18 protein-coding genes are annotated in these 20,989 nt (G+C 69.2%); 11 read left to right on the top strand and 7 right to left on the bottom strand.

What is annotated here, in order from left to right; translation table 11 throughout:
• Positions 1–12 precede the first annotated feature (12 nt).
• The 3 genes from SYV04_RS27480 to purU are packed head-to-tail and all read left to right on the top strand — an operon-like array spanning position 13 to position 2,928.
• A complete protein-coding gene (locus SYV04_RS27480) occupies positions 13–804 on the top strand; it encodes a DeoR/GlpR family DNA-binding transcription regulator (protein ID WP_321548888.1) in 792 nt (263 codons plus the stop codon).
• Complete coding sequence (locus tag SYV04_RS27475) at positions 801–1,979, top strand: MFS transporter (protein WP_321548887.1); 1,179 nt, start codon at positions 801–803, stop codon at positions 1,977–1,979. Before SYV04_RS27480 ends, SYV04_RS27475 begins: the two co-directional genes overlap by 4 nt.
• Positions 1,980–2,022: 43 nt before the next feature.
• Positions 2,023–2,928 (top strand): formyltetrahydrofolate deformylase, encoded by a 906-nt coding sequence (gene purU / locus SYV04_RS27470; protein ID WP_321548886.1) that lies wholly within the window; start codon positions 2,023–2,025, stop codon positions 2,926–2,928.
• 37 nt (positions 2,929–2,965) lie between these two features.
• On the opposite strand, the gene SYV04_RS27465 is transcribed toward purU, so the two are convergent.
• The 3 genes from SYV04_RS27465 to SYV04_RS27455 form a co-directional block, all read right to left on the bottom strand.
• Positions 2,966–3,754: a DUSAM domain-containing protein gene (locus tag SYV04_RS27465; RefSeq protein WP_321548885.1), complete on the bottom strand. Its 789-nt coding sequence runs from the start codon at positions 3,752–3,754 to the stop codon at positions 2,966–2,968.
• Positions 3,755–4,152: 398 nt separating this feature from the next.
• Positions 4,153–4,980: a tetratricopeptide repeat protein gene (locus tag SYV04_RS27460; RefSeq protein WP_321548884.1), complete on the bottom strand. Its 828-nt coding sequence runs from the start codon at positions 4,978–4,980 to the stop codon at positions 4,153–4,155.
• A gap of 30 nt (positions 4,981–5,010) precedes the next feature.
• A complete protein-coding gene (locus SYV04_RS27455) occupies positions 5,011–5,592 on the bottom strand; it encodes a hypothetical protein (RefSeq protein ID WP_321548883.1) in 582 nt (193 codons plus the stop codon).
• Between the two features lie 154 nt (positions 5,593–5,746).
• Between SYV04_RS27455 and SYV04_RS27450 the strand changes: the two genes are divergently transcribed.
• The 6 genes from SYV04_RS27450 (at position 5,747) to SYV04_RS27425 (ending at position 11,129) form a co-directional block, all read left to right on the top strand.
• Positions 5,747–5,950 carry a hypothetical protein gene (locus tag SYV04_RS27450; protein ID WP_321548882.1) on the top strand — a complete coding sequence of 68 codons (204 nt, stop codon included), beginning with the start codon at positions 5,747–5,749 and terminating at the stop codon, positions 5,948–5,950.
• A gap of 88 nt (positions 5,951–6,038) precedes the next feature.
• Complete coding sequence (locus tag SYV04_RS27445) at positions 6,039–6,611, top strand: Wall-associated protein precursor (protein ID WP_321548881.1); 573 nt, start codon at positions 6,039–6,041, stop codon at positions 6,609–6,611.
• Complete coding sequence (locus tag SYV04_RS27440) at positions 6,601–7,266, top strand: hypothetical protein (protein ID WP_321548880.1); 666 nt, start codon at positions 6,601–6,603, stop codon at positions 7,264–7,266. Before SYV04_RS27445 ends, SYV04_RS27440 begins: the two co-directional genes overlap by 11 nt.
• 72 nt (positions 7,267–7,338) lie before the next feature.
• Entirely contained in the window at positions 7,339–9,180 is a 1,842-nt protein-coding gene (locus SYV04_RS27435; RefSeq protein WP_321548879.1) for an AsmA family protein, read from the top strand.
• A 63-nt stretch (positions 9,181–9,243) separates the two neighbouring features.
• Positions 9,244–9,660 (top strand): 2TM domain-containing protein, encoded by a 417-nt coding sequence (locus SYV04_RS27430; RefSeq protein WP_321548878.1) that lies wholly within the window; start codon positions 9,244–9,246, stop codon positions 9,658–9,660.
• Positions 9,661–9,710: 50 nt separating this feature from the next.
• Complete coding sequence (locus tag SYV04_RS27425; RefSeq protein ID WP_321548877.1) at positions 9,711–11,129, top strand: MATE family efflux transporter; 1,419 nt, start codon at positions 9,711–9,713, stop codon at positions 11,127–11,129.
• A 50-nt stretch (positions 11,130–11,179) separates the two neighbouring features.
• On the opposite strand, the gene SYV04_RS27420 is transcribed toward SYV04_RS27425, so the two are convergent.
• Positions 11,180–11,584 carry an MmcQ/YjbR family DNA-binding protein gene (locus tag SYV04_RS27420; protein ID WP_321548876.1) on the bottom strand — a complete coding sequence of 135 codons (405 nt, stop codon included), beginning with the start codon at positions 11,582–11,584 and terminating at the stop codon, positions 11,180–11,182.
• A gap of 132 nt (positions 11,585–11,716) precedes the next feature.
• Here SYV04_RS27420 and SYV04_RS27415 point away from each other — a divergent pair, with 132 nt between their 5' ends.
• Together SYV04_RS27415 and SYV04_RS27410 are read left to right on the top strand one after the other, a co-directional pair.
• Positions 11,717–12,655: an aldo/keto reductase gene (locus tag SYV04_RS27415; protein ID WP_321548875.1), complete on the top strand. Its 939-nt coding sequence runs from the start codon at positions 11,717–11,719 to the stop codon at positions 12,653–12,655.
• A gap of 51 nt (positions 12,656–12,706) precedes the next feature.
• On the top strand, positions 12,707–13,009 hold the full coding sequence (locus tag SYV04_RS27410) for an NUDIX hydrolase (RefSeq protein ID WP_321548874.1): 303 nt from the start codon (positions 12,707–12,709) through the stop codon (positions 13,007–13,009).
• On the opposite strand, the gene SYV04_RS27405 is transcribed toward SYV04_RS27410, so the two are convergent.
• The 3 genes from SYV04_RS27405 to SYV04_RS27395 form a co-directional block, all read right to left on the bottom strand.
• Positions 12,945–18,230, bottom strand: coding sequence for a WD40 domain-containing protein (locus SYV04_RS27405; protein WP_321548873.1), 5,286 nt, complete (start codon positions 18,228–18,230; stop codon positions 12,945–12,947). The genes SYV04_RS27410 and SYV04_RS27405 overlap by 65 nt on opposite strands.
• Positions 18,231–18,354: 124 nt before the next feature.
• Positions 18,355–18,756 carry a hypothetical protein gene (locus tag SYV04_RS27400; protein ID WP_321548872.1) on the bottom strand — a complete coding sequence of 134 codons (402 nt, stop codon included), beginning with the start codon at positions 18,754–18,756 and terminating at the stop codon, positions 18,355–18,357.
• Positions 18,757–18,855: 99 nt separating this feature from the next.
• Positions 18,856–20,958 carry an ATP-binding domain-containing protein gene (locus tag SYV04_RS27395; protein ID WP_321548871.1) on the bottom strand — a complete coding sequence of 701 codons (2,103 nt, stop codon included), beginning with the start codon at positions 20,956–20,958 and terminating at the stop codon, positions 18,856–18,858.
• Positions 20,959–20,989: the final 31 nt, after the last annotated feature.

Below are 20,989 nucleotides of genomic sequence, written 5' to 3'. Positions count from 1 at the left end.
GCATGAACCTGCATGACCGCGCAAAACCCTGAAGACTTCGGCAGCGCCCTGCTCCCCGAGGAGCGGCGGCGGCTCATTCTGGAGCGCCTCTCCACCCAGGGGCGCGTGTTCGCCGCCGACCTGTGCGGGTTGTTGCGGGTTTCCGAGGACACGGTCCGCCGGGACCTGCGGGAACTGGATGAGGCGGGGCTGCTGCGCCGGGTGCATGGCGGGGCGCTGCCGCGCATCCAGATGTCGCCGAGCCATCAGGCCCGGGTGGGGCTCCACCAGTCCGAGAAGCAGGCCCTGGCCGAGGTCGCCGCGGGACTGGTGCAGCCGGGGCAGGTGCTCTTCATCGACGGGGGCACCACCACATTGGAAGTCGCGCGCCACCTGCCGAAGGACCTGCGCGCCACGGTGGTGACGGTGAGCCCTCCGGTGGCGCTGGCGCTGGCCGAGTACCCGGGCCTCGAGGTGCGGCTGGTGGGCGGGCGCCTGCACCCGGAGGCGCTCACGGTGGTGGGGGCCGAGACGGTGGAGGCGCTGCGCCAGGTGCGGGCGGACCTGTGCCTGATGGGGGTGTGCAGCCTGCACATCGACGGGGGCATCACCGCCTCCTACGCGGAGGAGGCCGCCACCAAGCGGGTGATGGTGCAGAACGCGGCCGAGACGGTGGCGGTGTTCACGGCGGACAAGCTCGGCACGCTGTCGCCCTTCGTGGTGGCTCCGGCCGAGCGGCTGGGCACCCTCGTCACGGAGGCGCGCACGCCCGAGAGCGTGCTGGCGCCCTTCCGCAAGCTCAACCTGAGGATCCTCACCGCATGAGCACCTCGAGCCTGGCCTGGGAGGGCCGCGCCGAGCCCTCTGCTCCCGCCGCGCGCGCCGCGGTGTCCGCCATCTTCTTCGTCAACGGGTTCGCCTTCGCGAGCTGGGTGCCGCACATCCCCACGGTGCAGGCGCGGCTGGGGCTGGGAGCGGGCCAGCTCGGCGTGGCGCTGCTGGGCATGGCCGTCGGCTCGCTGGTGTCCATGCCGCTCACCGGAGGGCTGGTGGCGCGCTGGGGCAGCCGCGCCGTGACGCTGGTCACCTCGGTGCTGCTCTGCGCGCTGGTGGTGCTGCCGGTGCATGCCCCGAGCCTGTCGTGGCTGGCGGTGGCGCTGATGGCGTTTGGCGCGGCGACGGGGGCCATGGGCGTGGCGATGAACGCCCACGCCGTCGCGGTGGAGCGCAAGCTGGGCCGCCCCGTCATGTCCTCGTTCCACGGGCTGTTCAGCCTGGGCGGCCTGGTGGGCTCGGGAGGCTCCATCCTGGCGCTCTCCTCGGGGCTCACGCCCTCGGGACACATGATGGGGGCCGGAGCGCTGGGGCTGCTCATCGTGCTCGGGGTGGGGCGCATGCTGCTGCCGGGCGCGGCGGACGAGGCCGGGGAGGCGGTCCGCTTCGCGCTTCCTCGCGGGCCGTTGCTCGGGCTGGGCGGGCTGGCCTTCTTCGTGCTGGTGGTGGAGGGGGCGATGGCGGACTGGAGCGCGGTGTACCTGCGCCAGTCGCTGCGGGCGGAGGCGGGCCTGGCGGGCCTGGGCTATGCGGTGTTCTCGCTGGCCATGTCCGTGGGGCGGCTGACGGGAGACCGACTCGTCACGCTGTTCAGCCCGGAGCGGCTGGTGCGTGTGGGCGGGGCACTGGCGGCCTGCGGGCTGGGAGGCGCGCTGCTGCTGCACCACCCGCTGGCGGCGGTGGTGGGCTTCTGCTGTGTGGGGTTGGGGTTGTCCAACCTCATCCCGGTGCTGTTCAGCGCGGCGAGCCGCACGCCGGGCAGCTCCCCGGGAGTGTCCATCGCCTCGGTGTCGACGGCGGGGTACTGCGGGTTCCTGGTGGGCCCGCCGCTGGTGGGCTTCCTGGCGGATGAGCTCGGGCTGCCGCTGGCGTTGGGGCTGCTGGTGGTGTTCCTGGCGGTGGTGGGCCTGGGCGGAGCGCTGGTGCGGCCGGGGCGCGGCGGCTGAGTGGCTTGTCCGGAGGAAGGCGCTGGGGTACGTGCGGAGGGCCATGTCCACGACCGCCGCCGCCAGAGCCACCTTCCTGATTGCCGCCCCTGATGGGCCGGGGCTCGTCGCCCGGCTGGCCGGGTTCTTCTCCGAGCTGGGGCTGAACATCATCGATGCCAGCAACCACACCGAGGTCTTCACGGAGAGCGGGGTGCCGCGCTTCTTCATGCGACTGGTGGTGGACCTGTCGGGGCTGGAGGGCCCGCAGGCGGTGAAGGGGCTGGGAGGCTCGAGCACGCGCAAGGCGCTGGTGGAGAGCTTCGGGAAGCTGGCGGACGGGCTGAAGGCGGAGTGGTCGGTGGCCTACAGCGACCGGGTGGCGCGAGTGGCCATCCTGGTGACGAAGGAGCCGGTGTGCCTCTACGACTTGCTGCTGCGGCAGCAGAGCGGGGAGCTGCCGTGTGAAATCCCGCTGATCATCGGCAACCACAACACGCTGGAGTCGGTGGCGGAGAACTTCCGGGTGCCGTTCTTCACGCTGCCGGTGACGCCGGAGACGAAGCCGGCGCAGGAGGCGGCGGTGCTGGAGATGCTGCGGCGGCACCACATCGATCTGGTGGTGCTCGCGCGCTACATGCAGGTGCTGTCGGATGACTTCCTGAAGCAGGCGCCGCCGGTCATCAACATCCACCACGGCTTCCTGCCGGCGTTCCAGGGGGCGAAGCCGTACCACCAGGCGTACGCGCGCGGGGTGAAGATCATCGGCGCCACGTCGCACTACGCGACGAAGAACCTGGATCAGGGGCCCATCATCGAGCAGGACGTGGCGCGGGTGTCGCACGCCATGGGGCCGGAGGAGCTGGTGCGGGTGGGGCGCGACGTGGAGCGCGTGGTGCTGGCCCGGGCCGTGCGCGCGCACCTGGAGCGGCGGGTGGTGGTGGAGGGCCACCGCACCATCATCCTCTGAGCGCGGTAGGCACTGATTTGAGGTGATGCCCCAGGGGCTACGGTGCTGGAGACAGCGAGTCCAGGTACGCGAGCTGCTCCTCGGCGGCACGGCGGAACCTCGGGACGACCTCCACGGCGAGCCAGTCGCGGACCTGCTGGCGTGCTCCTTCGAGATCTCCAGCATCCCGGAGTTCCGTCATCCGGGCTGTTGCACCCTTGAGCCGGTCCGAGGCGTCACGGAAGCGCCCCATGATCTGCCCGAGAAGCGCTCCGGCACTCTCAGGGGTTGCTAGCGCCTCTTCCGTCTCGGCTTCGCTCATGCCCACATCCGCGGCGGACCATCGTAGGAAGACGCGCATCCCCTCTGTGAGTTCCAGCGGGTGCCCTTGCTGGACGCGGTGCAGAAGGACCGGGATCTGAGCCCGGGTGGAGCGCTCCGGATCTGGCTGCCCGCTCGCAGCAACGGACTTGAGCCGGGTTATCTGGCGAAGCTCAGATTCGGCGATTCTCCGGTAATGCGGAACGACCTCAACGGCGAGCACCTTTTCCATCTGTCTGCACGCGCCGTCCAGGTCTCCCGCATCCCGCAGGCGATACGCGCGGGTTTGAGCCCGTCCAAGTCGATGCGAGCCCTCATCGATGCGGCGCGTGATCTCTCCAAGCAGCGTTGCGGCCGTGGGCACACTGCGTAAAGCGCTCGCCGTGTCTTCAGGAGAGAGCGCGACCTCTTCTGCGGAACGCTGCAAGAGAGCGCGTACCTCGTCCGAGAGTTCGAGCGGTTCGCCGTGCTCAAGTACACGTCGCCCCAGTGCGCGAATGGGTTCCCAGTCAAGCTCAGCGGCCATGATGGCAGTTCCCTAGTCCGTGTCCTTGAAGCACCTCTCTTCTATGCATTGGGTGTACTTGTTCATGCACTCCTTCTTCCACTTCGGGAGACGCCCCGCCGCTTCCAAGACCTGTGCGGCGGCTGCGAATTGCCCGAGGGCTTCGAGGGTCTCCGCCGCTTCCAGAGGGAGAGCACCGCAACTCTGCACCGGGGTCAGGGGGTGGTTCTGGATACAGCAGCTCATCGAGTTCCAGCAGGCTCCGGCAGGCTGAGCCACTGCGGAAGGTGGGTTCGGGGCGGTCGTGGAGCGCAAGATCGGGTCGGTCACGGAAAGCGGCGCGAGAGCACGGACAGCAGTGGTGTGGGCTCCCGTGGAACAGCCGCCCGTCAGCACCGTGAGCATGACGTCTTCACGGGTCAGAGCGGAGTGGGTTTTCTCTCGAGCATGGCCAGGCACCGGGAGAGGGCCGGGAAGAACATCTCGGGACGCTCCTCAACCAGCGGGCGGAGGAACTCCACAGCTTCCTGAAGCGAGACAAGGGCCTGGGTGCGCTGGCCCAGCTCCCACTGCAGGGTGCCGAGGTGCTCCAGGCAGCTCGTCAGCTTCATGCGATGGAGGGCCTTGCCAGGCTGTTGCTGGGCCAGCTTCCGGTGGAGCGCTGTCTCCTCCTGCAACGTGGCCAGGGCTTCCTGAAGAAGGCCGAACTCGCGCTGCTGGTTGCCGAGGTTGGCCAAGCTCTCCGCGAGCTGAGGAAGGAACTCCTCCGGGTTCTTCTCCGCCAGCGTGCGCGAGAGGTCCACCGCCTCGCGCATGGGTGCTAGGGACTGCTGGATGATGCCGAGCCCGATGAGGCTGCTGATCAGCTGAGGGAGCACCTGCTCGGCGTGCGTCGCCATCAGCTTACGGAAGAGGTCCACCGCTTCCTGCACGGAGGCCAGGGCGTCCTCGCTCTGACCAGCCGAGTTCTGCATCGAGCTCAAGAAGTCCAGGAGTAGCGCCAGCCGTCCGATGCCCTTGCCGGGATGGTTCGCCTCCAGCGAGCGGCAGACTCCCACGGCCTCTTGGACCGTGGTGCGGGCGTCGTCCTGCTGTTCCAGATAGAGGTAGGCGGTGCTCAGCTCCATGAGGCCGTCGATGAGTTCGTGGAATGACGCCTCCTCGGAGGGCTGCTCCGCGAGCCGCTGACGACCCTGCGCCACCTTCTGCCGCGCCGAGGCCAGGGCCTGCGCGTTCTCCTCGTGCATGGGGGGACGGTTTCTGCTCACAGGCGGTCCCTACTTTCCGACCGCGATCGCGGATCCGACAAACGCGAAGACCTTCTCGAAACCCGAAGGCACGGGTGTGAGCGGCGTGGCGCTGGCATCTCCCCACTGGGTGATGCCATGGGGGAGCAGCCGAGCGAGGTCATACTTCACTCCGTGGAACTCGAACTCCTGGCTCCAGGTGAGCGCGGCGGTGAAGACGTTGAGGGACATCAGGTCCTGGGTGCCGCCGGGAGTGCTGAGCGTGGTGCCCATGACGAGGCTGACCCGGCGGAAGGATGCGATGCGAAGGCCATGGGAAAACGAGTCGGGCTTGTCGAAGGACGCGCTGGGCGGACGCTGGAGGTACAGGGTGAAGCCGCCCACGGTGTCGAGCCCGATGGACAGATCTCCATTGGTGACGGGGCGGGCCTTGAACGGATCCGATCTGAAGGTGAACCAGGCGGTCTGCTCGCTGGGCTCGCCGGTGAAGAGCTCGCCCTGGATGCCCTGGAGGTGCAGGAAGTAGCCCAGGTCCTGAGTGGCCCCGTCGGGCGTGACGTAGAAGCGGCCGGTGACGTACCAGGCGACGCTCGCTGCTCGGAGATGGTCCATGGTGCGGGGTACTCTACCCAGACATGGCTCCGCGCACCCCGCCCGCGCGTCCCAGGAAAGCTGCCCCATCCGCGGTGAAGCTCCCGAAGCAGAAGAAGCAAGAGCACTTCCTGATCTTCCGAGAGGACGGCTTCAACAAGTTCTGGTTCGGCCGGTGGGAGCCGACAAGGTGGGCGGCTATCCCGGCTGGCTCCAGTCAGCAGAGCCGCAGAAGTGCCGCAAGTGCCACAAGCCCATGCGCTTCGTGGCCCAGCTCAACGATCAGGAGGGCGAACTCAACTTCGGAGACGCGAGCGTGGGCTACCTCTTCGTCTGTCCCGCGGAGCACGAGGGCCGTTTCCACTGGCAGTGCGGTTGACGGGTGCGGCAACTGAATCGCATTCGCACGGAGGGCTGGCGGCTCGACTCCGAAAGCCGGGCTCAATGGTCATTGTAGGATGACGCGAATGCTCTCGCTCTTGTTGCTCCTTCTCGTCGCGCAGGCTCCAGCTGTTCCAGGAGAAGGCACGCTGGTGTCCTTCTGCAAGCAGGGGAGGCTTTCGAGTTGCCAGGAGCTGGCGAAGATCAACCCAGAGAAGGCTAGAGAGATTCAGGCAGAGCTTGCGAAGTCAGCACTGAGGCGGGAGGCACTGAAGGTCGTTGAGGAAGAAGGTGGAGAAAAAGAGGATGCAGAGGCCAACGCGTCCTCCGAGTCCAAAGCTGCTGAAGCAGAAGCTTCGGATGAGCCCCCCAACTGCAAGGGCCAGAATCACCACATCATCTCCCGGCCAATCGCCAAGGCGCTGGAAGACCATAAGACACTCCGTGGGCTGTACGAGCCTCGGGACGAACGCTTGAAGACCCAGGCAAAGGACAAAGAGTCTCACTGCGGCTACCAGCAATGGCACCGTGATGTGGACGCTGAGGTCATCAAGTGGCTTGAGAACAACCCCGCTGCAACGCCAGCGCAGTTGATGGCGAAACTGCGAGAGATCTACAACCGCCCGGAGATGCTCGAGAGGTTTCCTCATGGCTTCTGAGGTGTCTCTAGGCTCGCGCTTCTTCGTCCTCGATGAGGACATGCGCGGACCCCATGACACCCGGTTCGACAAGGCCGCGCCTGTCAGCCGAGGAGATGCCCCGCATTGCCCACGGTGCGGCGACCCCATGGGCATGTTGACATGGTTGCCGCCCTACCGTGTCGAGTTGGAACTGCATGGCCAGAGCCTCGGCGACTTCATGGAAGGCCCTGGGTATGACCGACTCATTTCCGAGCGCATGGCCGAGGCTTTTCGAGCCGATGGGCTGACCGGGCTGCTCGGCTTTCACCCCGTAGAGGTGGTGCGTGTGCGCAGGAAGCACAAGAGGCTCCACGTGGGCGCTGTGCCTCGCTACGTCGCGGTGACCGCTTGCTTCGGACGGGGGGCCGTGGACGAGGGACGGAGCCACCTGCGCCGCAACAGGCCCCTCTCCTGCCCGGAGTGCCGCAGTCCCGGAGTCGACACCCTCCACGGCTTCACCTTGGAGCCAGGGACATGGCAGGGCGAGGACGTGTTCCGCCCCCGTGGACTCCAAGGTCGTATCCTCGTTTCGGAGCGCTTCACGGAGTTTGTCCAGCGGCATGGGCTGACGAACATGAAGCTGGTGCCCACCGAGGAATACGTCTCGGGTCCGGGGTCCCCTGAGTCGCGTTGACTTCTGTCCACAAGGAGGGAGCCCGGCCACGCGCGGCTTGTGCCCAGGGGGCCCCCCTGAAAGAACCGGTGGATGCCGCCCCCGTCCCTGCAGCCTGTGTCCCGCCTCTTTCTGAAGTGGCGCCGTCCGCTCGCGTGGGGCTTCGGAGTCCTCGTCGTCCTGGAGCTGCTCTACAACACCGTGCTGGCCACCGGGCTCCTGGCCACGGTGATCAATCGCTCCGCCAAGAACCTGAAGGTGGAATGGAGTCAGGCCTGGAGCCTCGTGCCCGGCGATGTCCACGTCCGCAACCTGAAGCTGCGAAACGAAGGAGCCCCTGGCACCCAGTGGCAGCTCGAGATGGAAGAAGTTGAGGTGGACCTGGCCCTCTTCTCCTTGTTCCGGAAGCAACTGAGAACCGAGTCCTTGGACGTGCGAGGGCTGCATGTCCGCATCCAACCGGGCACCGAGGAGGCGGGCGCGGAGAAGCCTCGGAGCCCCTCTTCTTCGAATTCAAAGTCAGAACCCTGGGAGCTGTTGTTGCACGCCGTGCGCGTCCAGGAGGTCCGCGTGTTGGAGTGGACGAACGTCAGCCTCACGGGAATCACCGAGGCCACCGGCAGCCTGGAGCTGCTGCCTCGGCAGCGCATCTCCGCCAAGGACGTGCGGGTCCGCATCGGACCGGGCCAGTTCGCTTTCCAGGGCGACGCCGTCGCGAGCGTGGAGCAGGGCTCGGCCGAGTTCACCATCGAGGCGCAACGCCAAGGGGCCGATGACGGAATCGACCTCATCACCGGCGTGAAGGAAGGCCGGCTCCAGTTCGCCGTCAACTTCCCCTCGCTCGAAGAGCTCCAGCCGCTCTCGCCCCGCTTCCCCGGAATCCCCCTGCGAGGAGGCAAGGGAAGGATCGATGCGGAGCTCCATGTGAAGGAGGGCCGCCTCGCGATGGGCACCCAGCTCAAGGGCTCGGGAGAGCCGCTCGTGGTGCCCTTGGGCGCGCTGCGCTTGAAGGCTCCCTGGCGCTTCCACTCGGACGTCTACACGCAGGAAGACGGCTCGGAGCGGCTGGGGCTCAAGCTCACGCTGGGGCCCGTGCGGCTGGAGGGCAAAGCGGGCCCGCCCCTGGAGACGCCGGAGCTGCTCGTCCTGATGGGTGCGAAGGCCCCTCGTCTGGGCGAGTCCCTGCCGGACGTTCACCTCGAGCTCCACGCGACGCGAAGCCACCCGTTGGAACTCAAGATGCTCAACGCGTGGCTCGGTCCCTCCTTCCAGGTGCAGTCCGGCCTCGCCACGCTGGAGGTCTCCTCCCAGGCCAATCCGGAGAAGGGCAGCGGCACGGCTCGCCTGGCGCTGAACACGGAGCAGTTCCAGGCCCACTGGGGCGGAGTCCTGATGCGCGGAAGCGCTCACCTGAACGCCACCGCGCTGAAGCCCGTCGGCGACCGGCACACGGTGACGCTGCACGGAAGCCGGCTCGACCTGCGAGAGGTCACCGTACGCACGGGGCAGGACGGTGCGCGCGGCTGGGATGGCACCCTGGCCTTCCCCGAGGCCACCCTCACCTTGTCACCGCTCACCTTCAAGGGGCGCTTCACCGGCAGCTTCTCCAATGCCGTCCCCTTCGTCACCCTGCTCACCCACAAGGGCGCCCTGCCCAAGCTGCTCTCGCCTCTGCTCACCGCCAACAACCTGTCGCTCTCCGGCACCGTGAGCCTCGGAGAGGAGGGCGCCAAGGTGAGCCAGCTCTACGCCAAGGGCGAGGGCCTCGAGGTGCGCGGAAAGGCGGAGAGCGCCGAGGGCGCCCCCCGCGCCGTGCTGCTGGTGAAGGTGTCCGGCTTCCCCGTCGGCGTGGAGGCGGGCGCCAATGGGTCGCACGTCCAGGTGATGAGTCCGTTCGACTGGTACAAGAAGAAGACCGGAGAGCCGCTGAACTGAGCGGCACCCCCCCGGGGATGGATCGACCCCAGGGGCCGCGTCGGCTAGGGTCTGCCGCCCAGAATGGCTGACACCCGGCAACACCCATCGCGCTTCACCCAGGCCGAGGTGGCGGAGATCATCCGCGAGGCCACCTCGCACATGCTCTCGGCCCAAGGCGATCGCCAGCTCACGCGCGAAGAGCTGCTCGCCATGGCCCGCGAGCTGGGCGTGAGCGAGGAGGCCGTGGAGCAGGTCCTCGCCGCGAGAGCCCAGAAGTCGAGGACGGGCAAGACGCCCACGCTGAGCCGGGGCGCGCGCATCGGGCTGGCGGCCCATGGCATGAGCTATGGCATCGTCATCAGCGGGCTCTCCATCGTGGACATCATGACGGGGCCGGGCTGGTGGGTGCAGTGGCCCGCGCTGGGGTGGGGGATGGGGCTGGCCTTTCATTGCATGGGCCTGTTCCTCGCTCAGATGAAGAGAACCGAATCGAAGTAGGCAGAGGGGCCGAGCCCACCGCCGAGTGCGGCGTGGCGAGGAAGGGCGACATGGCGGAGACACCACCCACGAAAGCGGAGCAGCCCCAGAGCCTCTGGGCCTCGCTGAAGGAATCCCTCCACGGCTCGGACCAGGACTTCACGGAAGGGCCCCTGGGCCGGGCCATCTTCCTGCTCTCCGTCCCCATGGTGCTGGAGACGGTGATGGAGTCCATCTTCGCCGTGGTGGACGTCTTCCTCGTCGGCCGGCTCGGGCCGGACGCGGTGGCCACCGTGGGCCTCACCGAGTCCATGCTCGTGCTCATCTATGCCGTGGCCTTGGGACTGAGCATCGGCGCCACGGCCATGGTGGCCCGCCGCATCGGCGAGAAGGACCCCGAGCAGGCCGCGCGCACCGCCGTGCAGGCCATCGGGTTGGGCGTGCTGCTCGGAGTGCCCCTCTCATTGGCGGGCGCCTTCTTCGCTCGGCCGCTGCTCGCGCTCATGGGCGGCTCGTCCTGGGTGCTGGAGCACGGCGTGCATTACACGCAGATCACCCTGGCCAGCATGAGCAGCGTCGTCCTGCTGTTCCTCATCAATGCCATCTTCCGAGGCGCGGGCGATGCGGCCATTGCCATGCGCGTGCTGTGGCTGGCCAACATCCTCAACATCATCCTCGCCCCGTGCTTCATCTTCGGGTGGGGGCCCTTCCCGGAGCTGGGGGTGACGGGCGCGGCGGTGGGCACCTCGCTCGGGCGCACCCTGGGCGTGGTGTACCAGCTCTATCGGCTGTCGCGAGGCAGTGGCCACCTGCGGGTGCGCCGCGAGCACCTGCGCCTGGAGCCGGGGACGATGCTCGCCATGTTGCGCCTGTCGGGCCTGGGCATGTTCCAGGCGTTCGTGAGCACCACGAGCTGGCTGGTGCTGGCGCGCATCGTCTCCTCCTTTGGCAGCACGGCCATCGCCGGCTACACCATCGCCATGCGCATCATCCTCTTCGCGCTGCTGCCCTCGTGGGGGCTGGGCAACGCGGCGGCCACCCTGGTCGGCCAGAGCCTGGGCGCGAAGAAGCCCGAGCGCGGCGCGCAGGCGGTGTGGACCGCGGCCCGCTACAACATGATCTTCCTGGGCAGCCAGGGGGTGCTGTTCATCATCTTCGCCAGGCCGATCATCGGCCTCTTCACCCAGGATGAGGCCTCGGCCGCGTACGGGGTGCAGTGCCTGCGCATCGTCAGCGCGGGCTTCCTCTTCTACGCCTTCGGCATGGTGCTCGAGCAGGCCTTCAACGGCGCGGGAGACACGACGACGCCCACGCTCATCAACATCAGCTGCTTCTGGGTGGTGGAGCTGCCGCTGGCCTGGGTGCTGGCGCATACAGCGGGGATGGGGCCCACGGGCGCGTTCCTCTCCGTCACCATCAGCTACGGCCTGCTCGCCATGGTGAGCATCGTGCTCTTCCGTCGGGGCCGGTGGAAGCTCCGCACGGTGTAGCGCGGCTCAGGGCAGGGCGAGCTCGAAGCCGGTGTCACTGTGTAGAGGTTCTACTTCGGAGTCCGCGTCCGGCGAGGGCGCGTCGCGGGCTTCTTCGCGGCTGCCGCCTTCCGGGGCGCCTTGGGCGGGCTCCACGCGAGCCGGTGAGACTGGGTGAGCAGTTGCTCCACTTCCTTCCAGTTCAGGCGACCCACGTCGGTCTTGAGGCACACCCACGTCTTGTCGCCGCGCCCGTAGCCGCCATCGAAGAAGCGCTCGTCCCGCACCAGGACGTCGCGAAAGCCCACCTCGGCCAGAAAGGCGATGCAGTCGTGCCCGCGGTAGTGGTTGAACGCCGCGAAGATGCGCTTGCCCGCCTTCCAGTTGGGGTGACCCCAGGACTGGGTCTCGAAGACATCCGGCAGGGAGAGACAGAGCTTTCGGACCCGCTCGAGTACGGCATCGCGTTCGGCCATGCGGCGATTCTACGCCACGGGTTCCCGTGTCCGGAGCGGAGTCTGTTCACGGGCGCAATGAGGCTCGAAAGGTCGGGAGACACGTTGGACGGCGTGTGACGTAATGGTCCGGCTTTGACTTGGAGGTGAGCCGTGGCGGATGGACGTCCTCTTCCTCGCTTTCAGCCTCGCCGGGAGCTCGGGCGCACGGGCTTTCGGGTGACGGCGGTGGGGATTGGAGATCTCGCGGACCGCACGGTCCCGCTCGACCAGTGTGTGGCGACGCTGCGCCGGGCCATGGACTCAGGGCTCAACCTCGTCGACACCGCCCCGGGCTACGAGGACGGCTACAGCGAGGAGATCGTCGGTGCGGCGCTGCGCGGCCGGCGCGAAGAGATGTTCGTCATCGACAAGATCGACTTCCTGGATCAGCCGGTGACGCCGCAGGTCGAGACAAGCCTGGGCCGGTTGAAGCTGGACGCGGTGGATCTCTTCGTCTTCCACAACGTCTCGGAGCTGGCGGTCTGGGAGCGGCTGGCCGCGCCCGACGGAGGCATGGCGGAGCTGGGCCGCTGCATCCAAGCGGGCAAGGCGCGCTTCCGAGGTATCTCCAGCCATCATCCGGACGTGCTGCGCGCGGCGTTGGAGACGGGGCTGTGTGACGTGGTGATGTTCCCGGTGGGCCCCTTCTGCCACCCTCGCTATGTGGAAGAGATCCTCCCGCTGGCGCGAGAGAAGGGCGTGGGCACGGTGTGCTTCAAGACCTTCGGCGCGGGCAAGCTGCTGGGGGACACCGAGGGCTACGGGCGACCGCTCGAGGCCCGTCCGCGTGGCAAGGTGAGCTCTGGAGGGCATGAGTCCTCCACGCCTTCCCTGCCGCACCTCTCCGTGGAGGAGTGCGTCCACTACACGCTCACAGTGGATCCGGATGTCGCGCTGCTCGGCATGAGCTTCACCAACGAGCAGGATGCCGCGCTCACCGCTGCTGCGGCCTTCCAGCGCCTGACGCTTGAGCAGCTCGCCGACGTGCGCCGCCGCGCCGCGCTCGCCATCGAGGGCAAGGGCAAGGTGTGGTGGAACCCGAGCGTTTAGAGTCCGGTGCCATGACCATCGAGACGCTGCGTCGTCAGCAAGCCGGACTTCGTGCCTCCCGAGACCATCGCCGCGGGCGAACTCCAGGAGGAGACCGGGTTGGTCGCCAAGCGCATGACGTACCTCGGGCACGTCTTCAATGCCCCCGGCTACTCCAACCAGGGCATGCACGTGTTCCTGGCCGAGGAGCTATCTCCGGGGCCACAGCAGCTCTCTCCCGAGGAGGGAGACCTGGTGTGTACCCGGGTGTCCGTCGAACAGTTCGAGGCCTTCGTTCGCGAAGGCCGCATCAAGGACGGCTCGACCCTCGCCGCCTACGGGTTGCTGAGAATGCAGAAGCGGCTGCCGGGCTAGGCGCGCTGGCGCCACCGCCCAGGTACTGCGCGCGTTCCGCGGGGGTGAGCTCCTTGCGCCCGGGACGCTCCGCCACCCGGCCTGCCAGTGTGTCGAGATCCACCGGATGGAGCCGCACCCTCCCGTCGTGCTCCATCGCCAGCACCCACGCGCCGTCCTCGCTGAAGGCGGCCCAGTGCAGCCGGGCCGGCTCGGTGTCCAGCACCGCCGCCGTCACCCACGCGTCCTCTTCGTTGCGCCCCCAGAGCAGCGCGCGCCCGTTCATGTCCGCGGAGAACAGGTGCGCGCCATTCGGGCTCCACACGAGGTGCCGGATGCGCTTGCGGCGAAGCTGGGGGCTGGCGACGAGGTCCCTTCCCTCGATGTTCCAGATCTCCACCGCGCCGCTCTCATCGCCGCACGCCAGCAGATCACCTCGAGGGTTCCAGGCCACCCGATAGGGCGCGAACCAGTGGTGGATGCTCAGCACCAGGTTCGCGGACGCTCCCCTGCGGGGAACGCTGTAGACCCGGACATAGGAGTCGTTGCACGCGGTGGCGAGCTGCCTTCCATCCGGGCTCCAGGCGAGGTCCCACACTCCGTCTGACTCTTGCGCTCCTTCCAGAGGCACCGGCTCGGGCTCGCGTGCCGGCTCCCACAGCATCACCGCGGACCACCCGGCCACGAATCGGCCAATGGCCAGGCGCTTGCCGGAGCGGTCCCACGCCACTCGGGTGGCGCCGAGCCCCGAGGGCGCGTACTCCGCTCGCAGCTTCCAGGTCGTCGCATCCCAGAGCGAGATGCACTCTGGCTCACGCAGCGCCACCTGACTCCCATCCGGACTCCAGTGGAGGGAGATGGCATCGGTCCACTCGGGCAGGGCGCCCGCCGGCAACGGCTTGCCGCGCCTCCAGGGTTTCAAGACCAGGCGCCCGTCTCGCGGGGAGCGTACGGGAACGATGCGCTCGCCACCCGGGGTCGGCGAGGAGACCCAGACCCGGCCACTCTCTCCCGCGTCGAGGGGCAGCGCCAAGCCCTCCGAGGGCCAGTGGAAGCGCTTCCTCGAGCCGACGGGCGTGCGCTGCTCCTCCACCGCGCTCCAGGGGTAGCGCTCCGGGCCTCCGCCGAAGGGCTCCCAGATGCGCACCGAGCCGTCGTGGCTGGCGGTGGCCACGCGCGCTCCCTCCGTGCTCCAGCGCGCCTCGTTGATCTTCCCCGTGTGCCCGCCGAGCCATGCGAGCTGCCGGCCCGTCGAGACATCCCAGACACAGGCCGCCTCACCGCCCCACGTGAGGGCCACTTCGGGCCGGGTGGGGTGGCAGCGGACCTCCTGGAGGAGCCCTTCGGTCTCCACGCGGATCACCGTCAGCAGCGCGCCCGATGCATCCCAGACGTACAGCGTGCCGCCCTCGGAGATGGTGGCCAGCACGCGCTTGCCGTCCGAGCTCCACTCCACCCGCTCGACCTCGAGGCCGTGCGTGTCGAGCCGCAGTGGCTCGGTCCGCGTGCCCGGGCGGAGGATGCAGGCCCCGCCAGCCCCTCCCACCACCAGCGCCTCTCCATCGGGCTTCCAGGCGAGCCTGCGCGCTCCTGGGAACGAGAACTCCTGGTGCCGCTCCACGCCCGCCTTCGACACGCTCCAAACGGCGACCTTGCCCGAGTCCTTGTCCACGGTGGCGAACCTGGGGCTGCGTGTGTCGGGGGCCCACGCGGCGGATTCGATGGAGAACTCGGGCAGGTTCTCGCCCGGCAGCGCGGAGAGCGTGCCCCGGCGACTCAGCTGGAGGACCGCCGCGTACCGTTTGCCGAACTCGCTCGCGGCGAAGGGAGCGAGCAGGTGTCCCCCCGACGGGGAGAAGGCGAGCCCCCAATGATTCCACGTGTTCACGTACTCGGACTGCCGAGGCACGAGTCCCTCGGGGGTGGGCGACCACAGCACGAGCTGGGAGTCGTTGCCGGTGCTGGCCAGCACCTGTCCCGAGGGAGCCCAGGCCACGGTGTTGGTCGCCACGTCCGTGCCGCCCTCGTGGCCCATGCCGTCCCAGAGCGGCTCCTCCCGCGCCACGTCCCAGAGCCGGAGCGCGCCGTCCTTGTAGCCCACCACCAGCTGCTGGCCATCGGGGCTCCAGGAGAGGCAGAGGGCGGAGACCTCGGCCTGGAAGTGACGCAGCAGGGTGCCCCGGCGATCGAGCACCGCTCGCAACGCCCGGTCCGTTTCGGCGGAGCGATCCAGCCGCACGGCCTCCAGCGCGAGCAGTCGCGCCAGATCGGGGTCTCCGGTCCGACCCTGTCGCTCCGAGGCCAGGTGCAGCCGCCGGGCCTGGGCATCCGCGAGGGCCCGGCGCGCCAGCTCCTTCTGCTCACGCCAGGACTCCTCCATCCGCATGGCGTACCCGGAGGCCACCTGGCCGCTCTCCACCTCGAGCGTCACCCGGCTGCCCGGTCCCGGCTGCTGCGCCAGGACTTCGCCCCGGGACTTCACCTGCTCCGGCGGCTGGGGCACGCAGGACTCGATGAGGTAGTCCCGGAGCGCCCGCGCGCGTGCGTCCGCCTCGTGCCGCGTCAGCCCGGTGGCCACGATCGTGAATGCGGAGATGCTCTTTCGGTGCTGGAGGAAGTCCACCAGCTCGGCCAGCAGGGTGCGCTGGCTCACCGGGTCGAGGTGCGCCCCGTCGAAGAGCACGGGCTCGTTCAGCACCACCGGGCTCGATGGCGCGTCCCACCGGATGCGGGAGACGGGGTTGTTGAGGCGCGAGCGCCACAGGGCGCGGGCCTCGAGGATGGCCTGGCCCAGCTCGAGGCTCTGCTCGGCCTCCTCGCTGACGCGGGCTCCCTTGTTCATCCCCACCAGGGAGCCGGAGTTGTACTTGGGTCGGTACACCACCATGCCCTCGGCGCGGCTCTGGGACTCACCCGCCACCCGGCCGATCAGCGTGAGCATCCGGTAGGAGTCCTCCACGCGCAGCAGCGGGTTCACCTGGCGCCACAGGGCGCCCAGCAGCCGCAGGCGCGGGAAGGTGCGGTTGCGCGGAGCCACGCGGGGGATGGGGTTGGAGGCGATGAGCAGGCCCGCGCCCTCGGTGCGCAGGACATTCACCGGCACGTTGGCCACGAAGCCGCCGTCGAGCAGGCGCCGGTTGAGGGAGATGAGCGGGCCCATGGCCGGCGGGAAGGAGCCGCTGGCACGGATGCCATAGCCCACGGTGCCCTGGCGCACGTCCCACTCCACGCCCGCGTCGGCGTCCACCACCACGGGGAACAGGGGCACCTCGAGCTGCTCCAGCTTCACCGGGCCGAGGATGGCGTCGAGGATCCATTGGATGCCCACGCTCGTCACCACGCCGAAGGGCACGGCGGCGGCGAGCATGGGCCACTCGTTCTTCATCAGCTCCAGGCCCTGCTTGCCGGCCACGCAGTAGAAGGCGCCCACCACCGTGCCGAAGCTGGAGCCGGAGATCATGTCCACCGGCACCCGGAGCGACTCGGCCTCCTCGGGCGTGCCTGGCGTGGCTCCCGTTCGAGGAGGCTCCATCAATCGTTCGAGCAGGGCCAGGTGGACGTAGCCGAAGGCGCCGCCGCCGCCGAGCGCCAGCCCGACGCGGCGGTCCGTGACGGCCCGCGCCCAGCGGTCGAACGTCTCTCGCAGGGCGGGCTCCTCGGAGAAGGACACGCTCGGGGGCACATCGCCCAGGCGCCACGGGGAGGGGAAGCGCACGCGCACGGTGCCCAGGGGCCAGGTGGCCTCGGGCTCGGCGGGCTTGAGCATGTCCCGCAGGTGGCTGCCCATGGCCGAGGCCAGGTCCCTCGCGCCCGTGAGGGCCTTGCGCAGCGTGCTCAGCCGCTCGGCCAGGGGCTTCTCGGTGAACGCCTGGCGCAGCGTGGGTTGGATGCCCACGGGCAGGGTGGGGGAGAGCACGCCGGTGGGCACGAGCCGCGCGCGCTCCGGGAGGGAGTCGGCGCGGGGATAGCCGTTGGGCCTGCTCGACACGTAGATGAGCCGGAGCGGCTCGTCGGGGTACGGCTCCAGCTCCCGCGCGAGCCGCTGAAGCATCCGGGAGCGCGCTGGGGGCTCCAGGTCGCTCAGGTCCACCAGCGTGACGTTGATGCGCCCGGCGGGCCCGTGCTCCAGCGGCACCCACGTGAAGTCGTCGGGGCGCGGCAGGAAGGGGACGGAGTCGTCCGGTGCTGGCACGCGGCGGGCGGACTCGGCCACCCAGCCATTCACCGCGCCGGGAGGCTGGCGGAAGTGGGGCGGCTCCTGGGGCGAGTTCCCCTTCACGGCGCGCAGCACGTGTACGTGCTCCTGGAGGTGTACGGCCAGTCGCTCCGCGAGGAGGTCTCCCAGGCGCCGCAGGGGGAAGGGCTCGTGGCTGTCGAGCACGAGCACCTGATGGGTCGCGGGGGGCGTGGGCTTCGGGGACAGCTCGGGGTTTCCGCGCAGCAGTGCGCGCTGGAAGCCCGGGTCCTGTCCGCGCAGCCGAGAGAACGAGGCGCCGTCGATGCGCAGCACGCGCGGGCGGTCCGCCTGGGAGCCCTCCAGCACCGCGTCTCCCGCCATGGGCTGCTTGAGCAGGAACTGTTTGTGCCCGATGCAGGCTGGCGCTTTCAGCAACGCGATGCACTCGCCCGAGCGGAGGATGCGGCAGGTGCCCGCGAGCAGGACATGGAAGTCGCCTGGGATGCTTCCCCGGCTCAGCAATGTCCGCGTGTCCTCGCTCACGAGCGAGGCGCTCTCGGCCAGCCGGAAGAGCGCCTGCTCGGAGACGTTGGCGAACCGGGGCTCCTGGCCGAGCGCGCGGACGAGCTCCTCGGCCACCTCTTGCGCCTGGGCTACCCGCAGCAGCCACTCGAAGAGCGGGCGGGGGACATGCTCGAAGTCCTCCTGGCGCAGCTCGAGGAAGTCCGTGGGCGTGACGGTGGTCGCCGCGAGGCTCCGGTGTGAGGCGCCTGGCTCGAGCCATGTCGCCACATGCTGGAGGCCGTGGACGCTTCCCTCCCCCAGGTGCTGGGAGTTGCCCGGAAGCAATCGTCCATACCGCGCCACGCGCACCCGGCCCGAGACGATGAAGCGCAGCGCCGGAGGCAGCGCCGTGAGGGAGGTGTTCGCCTCGAGAGGAGAGGGCCGCAGCCGCTTGGCGAGTGCGCGGAGGATGGACTCGCTCTCGGGCTCTCGCAGGAACCCCGCCAGCGCGGGAGAAGCCCGGAGAAGTTCCATTCGGCCCTGCACGTCCAGCCCCGCCATTCTGCTCCTCCCAGGGTGAAGGAGGCGAATCCTAGCGAAACTCGCCAGGGGGACAGCTCATGACGGGGCGTGGACGATGCGCGAGGGGGCAGGCGCCGCCCCTCGCCATACCGGGGCCGTGGGGCTAGCGCCGGGCGGTGCGCTTCGCCGTGGTCTTCTTCTTGGCCGGAGCCGCCTTCTTCGCTGGGGCCTTCTTCTTGGGGTTCTTCTTCTGCGCGGCCTTGGGCTTGCTGCCCGCGGTGCGCTTGGCGGAAGACTTCTTGGCGGCGGACTTGAACTGGCCGCCCTTCTTGGCCGCTGCCTTCTTCGCCGCCTTCTTGGCGGGCGCCTTCTTCTCGGGCTTGCGCTTGGCCGCGGTGCGGCCCTTCTTGGCGCGTGCCCCCGCCTTGCCCTGCTTCTTCGCGCTGACCGCACCCTCGGTGTTGGCGGTCAGGGGCGCTTGCGGCTCGGGGGCAGCGGCGGCGGCGGGGGGACTCTCAGGGGGCTGCGCGTTCACGTCGGAAGGCGGACGGGCCTCGGTCACCATATGGATTCCTCCTTGAGGAAGGCCCCAGCCTAACCGCACTCCCGATGCACCCCAACACCCCCGAGGCGCAGTGATCTCCAGCGGACGGATTCTCGGGCCTCAGGCTTGGGGCGCGGGCAACAGGCGCGAGCGCACGCCCGAGGAGATGACCCAGAGCTGGTGCGAGGCGCGGGTGATGGCCACGTGGAGCTTGCGGCGCGTCTCGTCCGACTGCGGCCAGGCGCGCGCCGTGGCATCCGGGAGGATGACGTAGTCGAACTCCAAGCCCTTGATGCTCTCCACGTCCGTGACGTCCACGCCCGGCTCGAACGAGAAGTCGCCCTCCAGCACCAGCCGCACGGCGGGCATGTCATCCACCACCTTGTGGAAGGCGCGCGCGGCCTCCGGGCTGCTGGCGATGACGGCCACCGAGGCGCGCGGCTCCCGCTCGAGCAGGTCCTTGAGCGCGTCCCGGACGAAGAGCCACGCCTGTGCCTCCTCGGGGAAGTGGTGGAAGCCCACCGGCACGCCCTCGCGCGCGTTCTTCGGTGGAGCCTCGGGAGCCATGGGCCCGAGCACGTGGCGCGCCAGCTCGATGACCGGCCGTGGGCAGCGATAGGACACCGAGAGTCGCACCGTGGCCGCGTCCTTGATGCCCAGCTCCGCCAGGGCAGCGGGCCAGCCCGCGAAGCTCGTGGTGGTCTGCTGCATCTCGTCTCCCGCCAGCGTGCAGCTCCGGGTCTTGCCGAGCTGCTGGCCCATCACCGACAGCTCGAAGAGCGAGAAGTCCTCCGCCTCGTCGAGCACCGCGTGCGCCAGCGGCTCGGTGCCCAGGTGCCCGTAGCGCGCCTTGAGGAAGAGCAGCAGCGGCAGGTCCTCCACGTCCACGGTGTTCGCCAGCGCGTCCGGCGTGGACTCCTCCAGCGCGAGCCCGTCCACCGTCTGGAGGGACTCGGGGTGGTAGCCCTCGAACTCCTGGGCCAGCGGCGTGGCCAGCTGGAGCATCGTGTGCCGCACCGTATCGTCGATGGCGGGCAGGGGCAGGTCTCCCTTCGAGGCGGCCACCACCTCGGCCAGCACGGTGCGGTCCGTGAGCAGCTCGGCCAGCCGCTTGCGGAGGCGCTTGAAGTTTGGCTCCGTCTTCTTCGAGAGGTGGAGCCGCTTCTCCAGCACGGGCCGCAGCGCCGGGTGGCGCTTGAGCCGAGCGGTGAGGGCCGGCTTGTCCGGAGACAGTGCGATGGACTTCACCCCGAACGCCGTGCAGGCGGTGGCGTAGGCCCACGCATCGAGCGTCTCCACGGACACGTTGCGCAGCTCCAGCGGCGCGAGCAGGCGCTTGGACAGCCGTGCCAGGCCCTCCTCGGGCACCACCACCTTCATCTTCGAGGGCAGGGAGCGGGCGCGCAGATCGAAGGTGAGCTTCGCCAGCCGGTGCAGGGCCACCGTCGTCTTCCCGCTGCCGGCGCTCCCCAGCACCAGCAGCGGTTGATCCGCGCCTACCTGCAGGGCCTCGAACTGCTCGGAGTCGAGCTGCGCGGTGACGTCGAAGCGGCCGGCCCGTCCCTCCTCGCCGGTGCCCACGCCGAGGCTGCCCGCGCGCACCGCCGTGCCCGCGCCTCCCGAGAGCGTGGAGGTGGCGCCCACCTCCCGCCACTCACCCGCAGCGGTCCGCTCCAGGTGCAGCGAGCCCGCGCGGATGCGCGTGAGCACGCCGCGCTCGATGACCACCAACCGCCGGGCCTCGACGATGCCCTCGGAGAGCCGGTCTCCGAAGTACTCCTCATAGTCATCGCCCTCCTCGTAGCCGTAGAAGACGCGGGCGATGGGGGCATAGCGCCAGTCGATGACGCGCACGCCACTGGCGGCATCCGTGAAGGTGGTGCGCCCTAGCAGGTACTCCTGCGGGGTACTTTCGTACCGCTTCAGGCGCAGGTGCGCGAAGTAGGGCGTATGCGGATCGGGCAGGTGGACCGTCTCGTCGCGCTCCAGCAGGGCGCGCGTGTTGTCGAGCTGCTGGAACAGGGCCGGCAGGTCGCTCTCGACGGCGGTGCTCGCCTCGTCTCGCAGGGTGGTGAGTCGCTCCAGCAGGTCGCCACGGTCCTGGCCCCGGCCCGAGCGCTGGCGCACCGACTGGATGGCGCCGAGCACCCTCGCCAGCAGGGCCTCCTCCTCCGCGATGACGGCCCGCGCCTGCTCGGAGAGGGCTTCCTGGGGCTCGTTCATGAAAACCTCGCGGGCAGGAGAAGGGCGCAAG

The organism is Hyalangium ruber, from assembly GCF_034259325.1.
GTDB classification, from domain to species: Bacteria; Myxococcota; Myxococcia; order Myxococcales; family Myxococcaceae; genus Hyalangium_A; species Hyalangium_A rubrum.
The sequence above is the reverse complement of the archived record's forward strand: the minus strand, read 5'-3'. Positions and strand labels throughout refer to the sequence as shown.

Bases quoted from the DNA above. Each gene is read 5' to 3' on its own strand.
- SYV04_RS27480 (WP_321548888.1), top strand. From the start codon at position 13: ATGACCGCGCAAAACCCTGAAGACTTCGGCAGCGCCCTGCTCCCCGAG.
- SYV04_RS27435 (WP_321548879.1), top strand. From the start codon at position 7,339: ATGCCGCCCCCGTCCCTGCAGCCTGTGTCCCGCCTCTTTCTGAAGTGG.
- SYV04_RS27405 (WP_321548873.1), bottom strand. From the start codon at position 18,230: ATGGCGGGGCTGGACGTGCAGGGCCGAATGGAACTTCTCCGGGCTTCT.
- SYV04_RS27440 (WP_321548880.1), top strand. From the start codon at position 6,601: ATGGCTTCTGAGGTGTCTCTAGGCTCGCGCTTCTTCGTCCTCGATGAG.
- SYV04_RS27460 (WP_321548884.1), bottom strand. From the start codon at position 4,980: ATGCACGAGGAGAACGCGCAGGCCCTGGCCTCGGCGCGGCAGAAGGTG.
- SYV04_RS27400 (WP_321548872.1), bottom strand. From the start codon at position 18,756: ATGGTGACCGAGGCCCGTCCGCCTTCCGACGTGAACGCGCAGCCCCCT.
- purU (WP_321548886.1), top strand. From the start codon at position 2,023: ATGTCCACGACCGCCGCCGCCAGAGCCACCTTCCTGATTGCCGCCCCT.
- SYV04_RS27395 (WP_321548871.1), bottom strand. From the start codon at position 20,958: ATGAACGAGCCCCAGGAAGCCCTCTCCGAGCAGGCGCGGGCCGTCATC.
- SYV04_RS27430 (WP_321548878.1), top strand. From the start codon at position 9,244: ATGGCTGACACCCGGCAACACCCATCGCGCTTCACCCAGGCCGAGGTG.
- SYV04_RS27420 (WP_321548876.1), bottom strand. From the start codon at position 11,584: ATGGCCGAACGCGATGCCGTACTCGAGCGGGTCCGAAAGCTCTGTCTC.
- SYV04_RS27425 (WP_321548877.1), top strand. From the start codon at position 9,711: ATGGCGGAGACACCACCCACGAAAGCGGAGCAGCCCCAGAGCCTCTGG.
- SYV04_RS27445 (WP_321548881.1), top strand. From the start codon at position 6,039: ATGCTCTCGCTCTTGTTGCTCCTTCTCGTCGCGCAGGCTCCAGCTGTT.
- SYV04_RS27455 (WP_321548883.1), bottom strand. From the start codon at position 5,592: ATGGACCATCTCCGAGCAGCGAGCGTCGCCTGGTACGTCACCGGCCGC.
- SYV04_RS27465 (WP_321548885.1), bottom strand. From the start codon at position 3,754: ATGGCCGCTGAGCTTGACTGGGAACCCATTCGCGCACTGGGGCGACGT.
- SYV04_RS27475 (WP_321548887.1), top strand. From the start codon at position 801: ATGAGCACCTCGAGCCTGGCCTGGGAGGGCCGCGCCGAGCCCTCTGCT.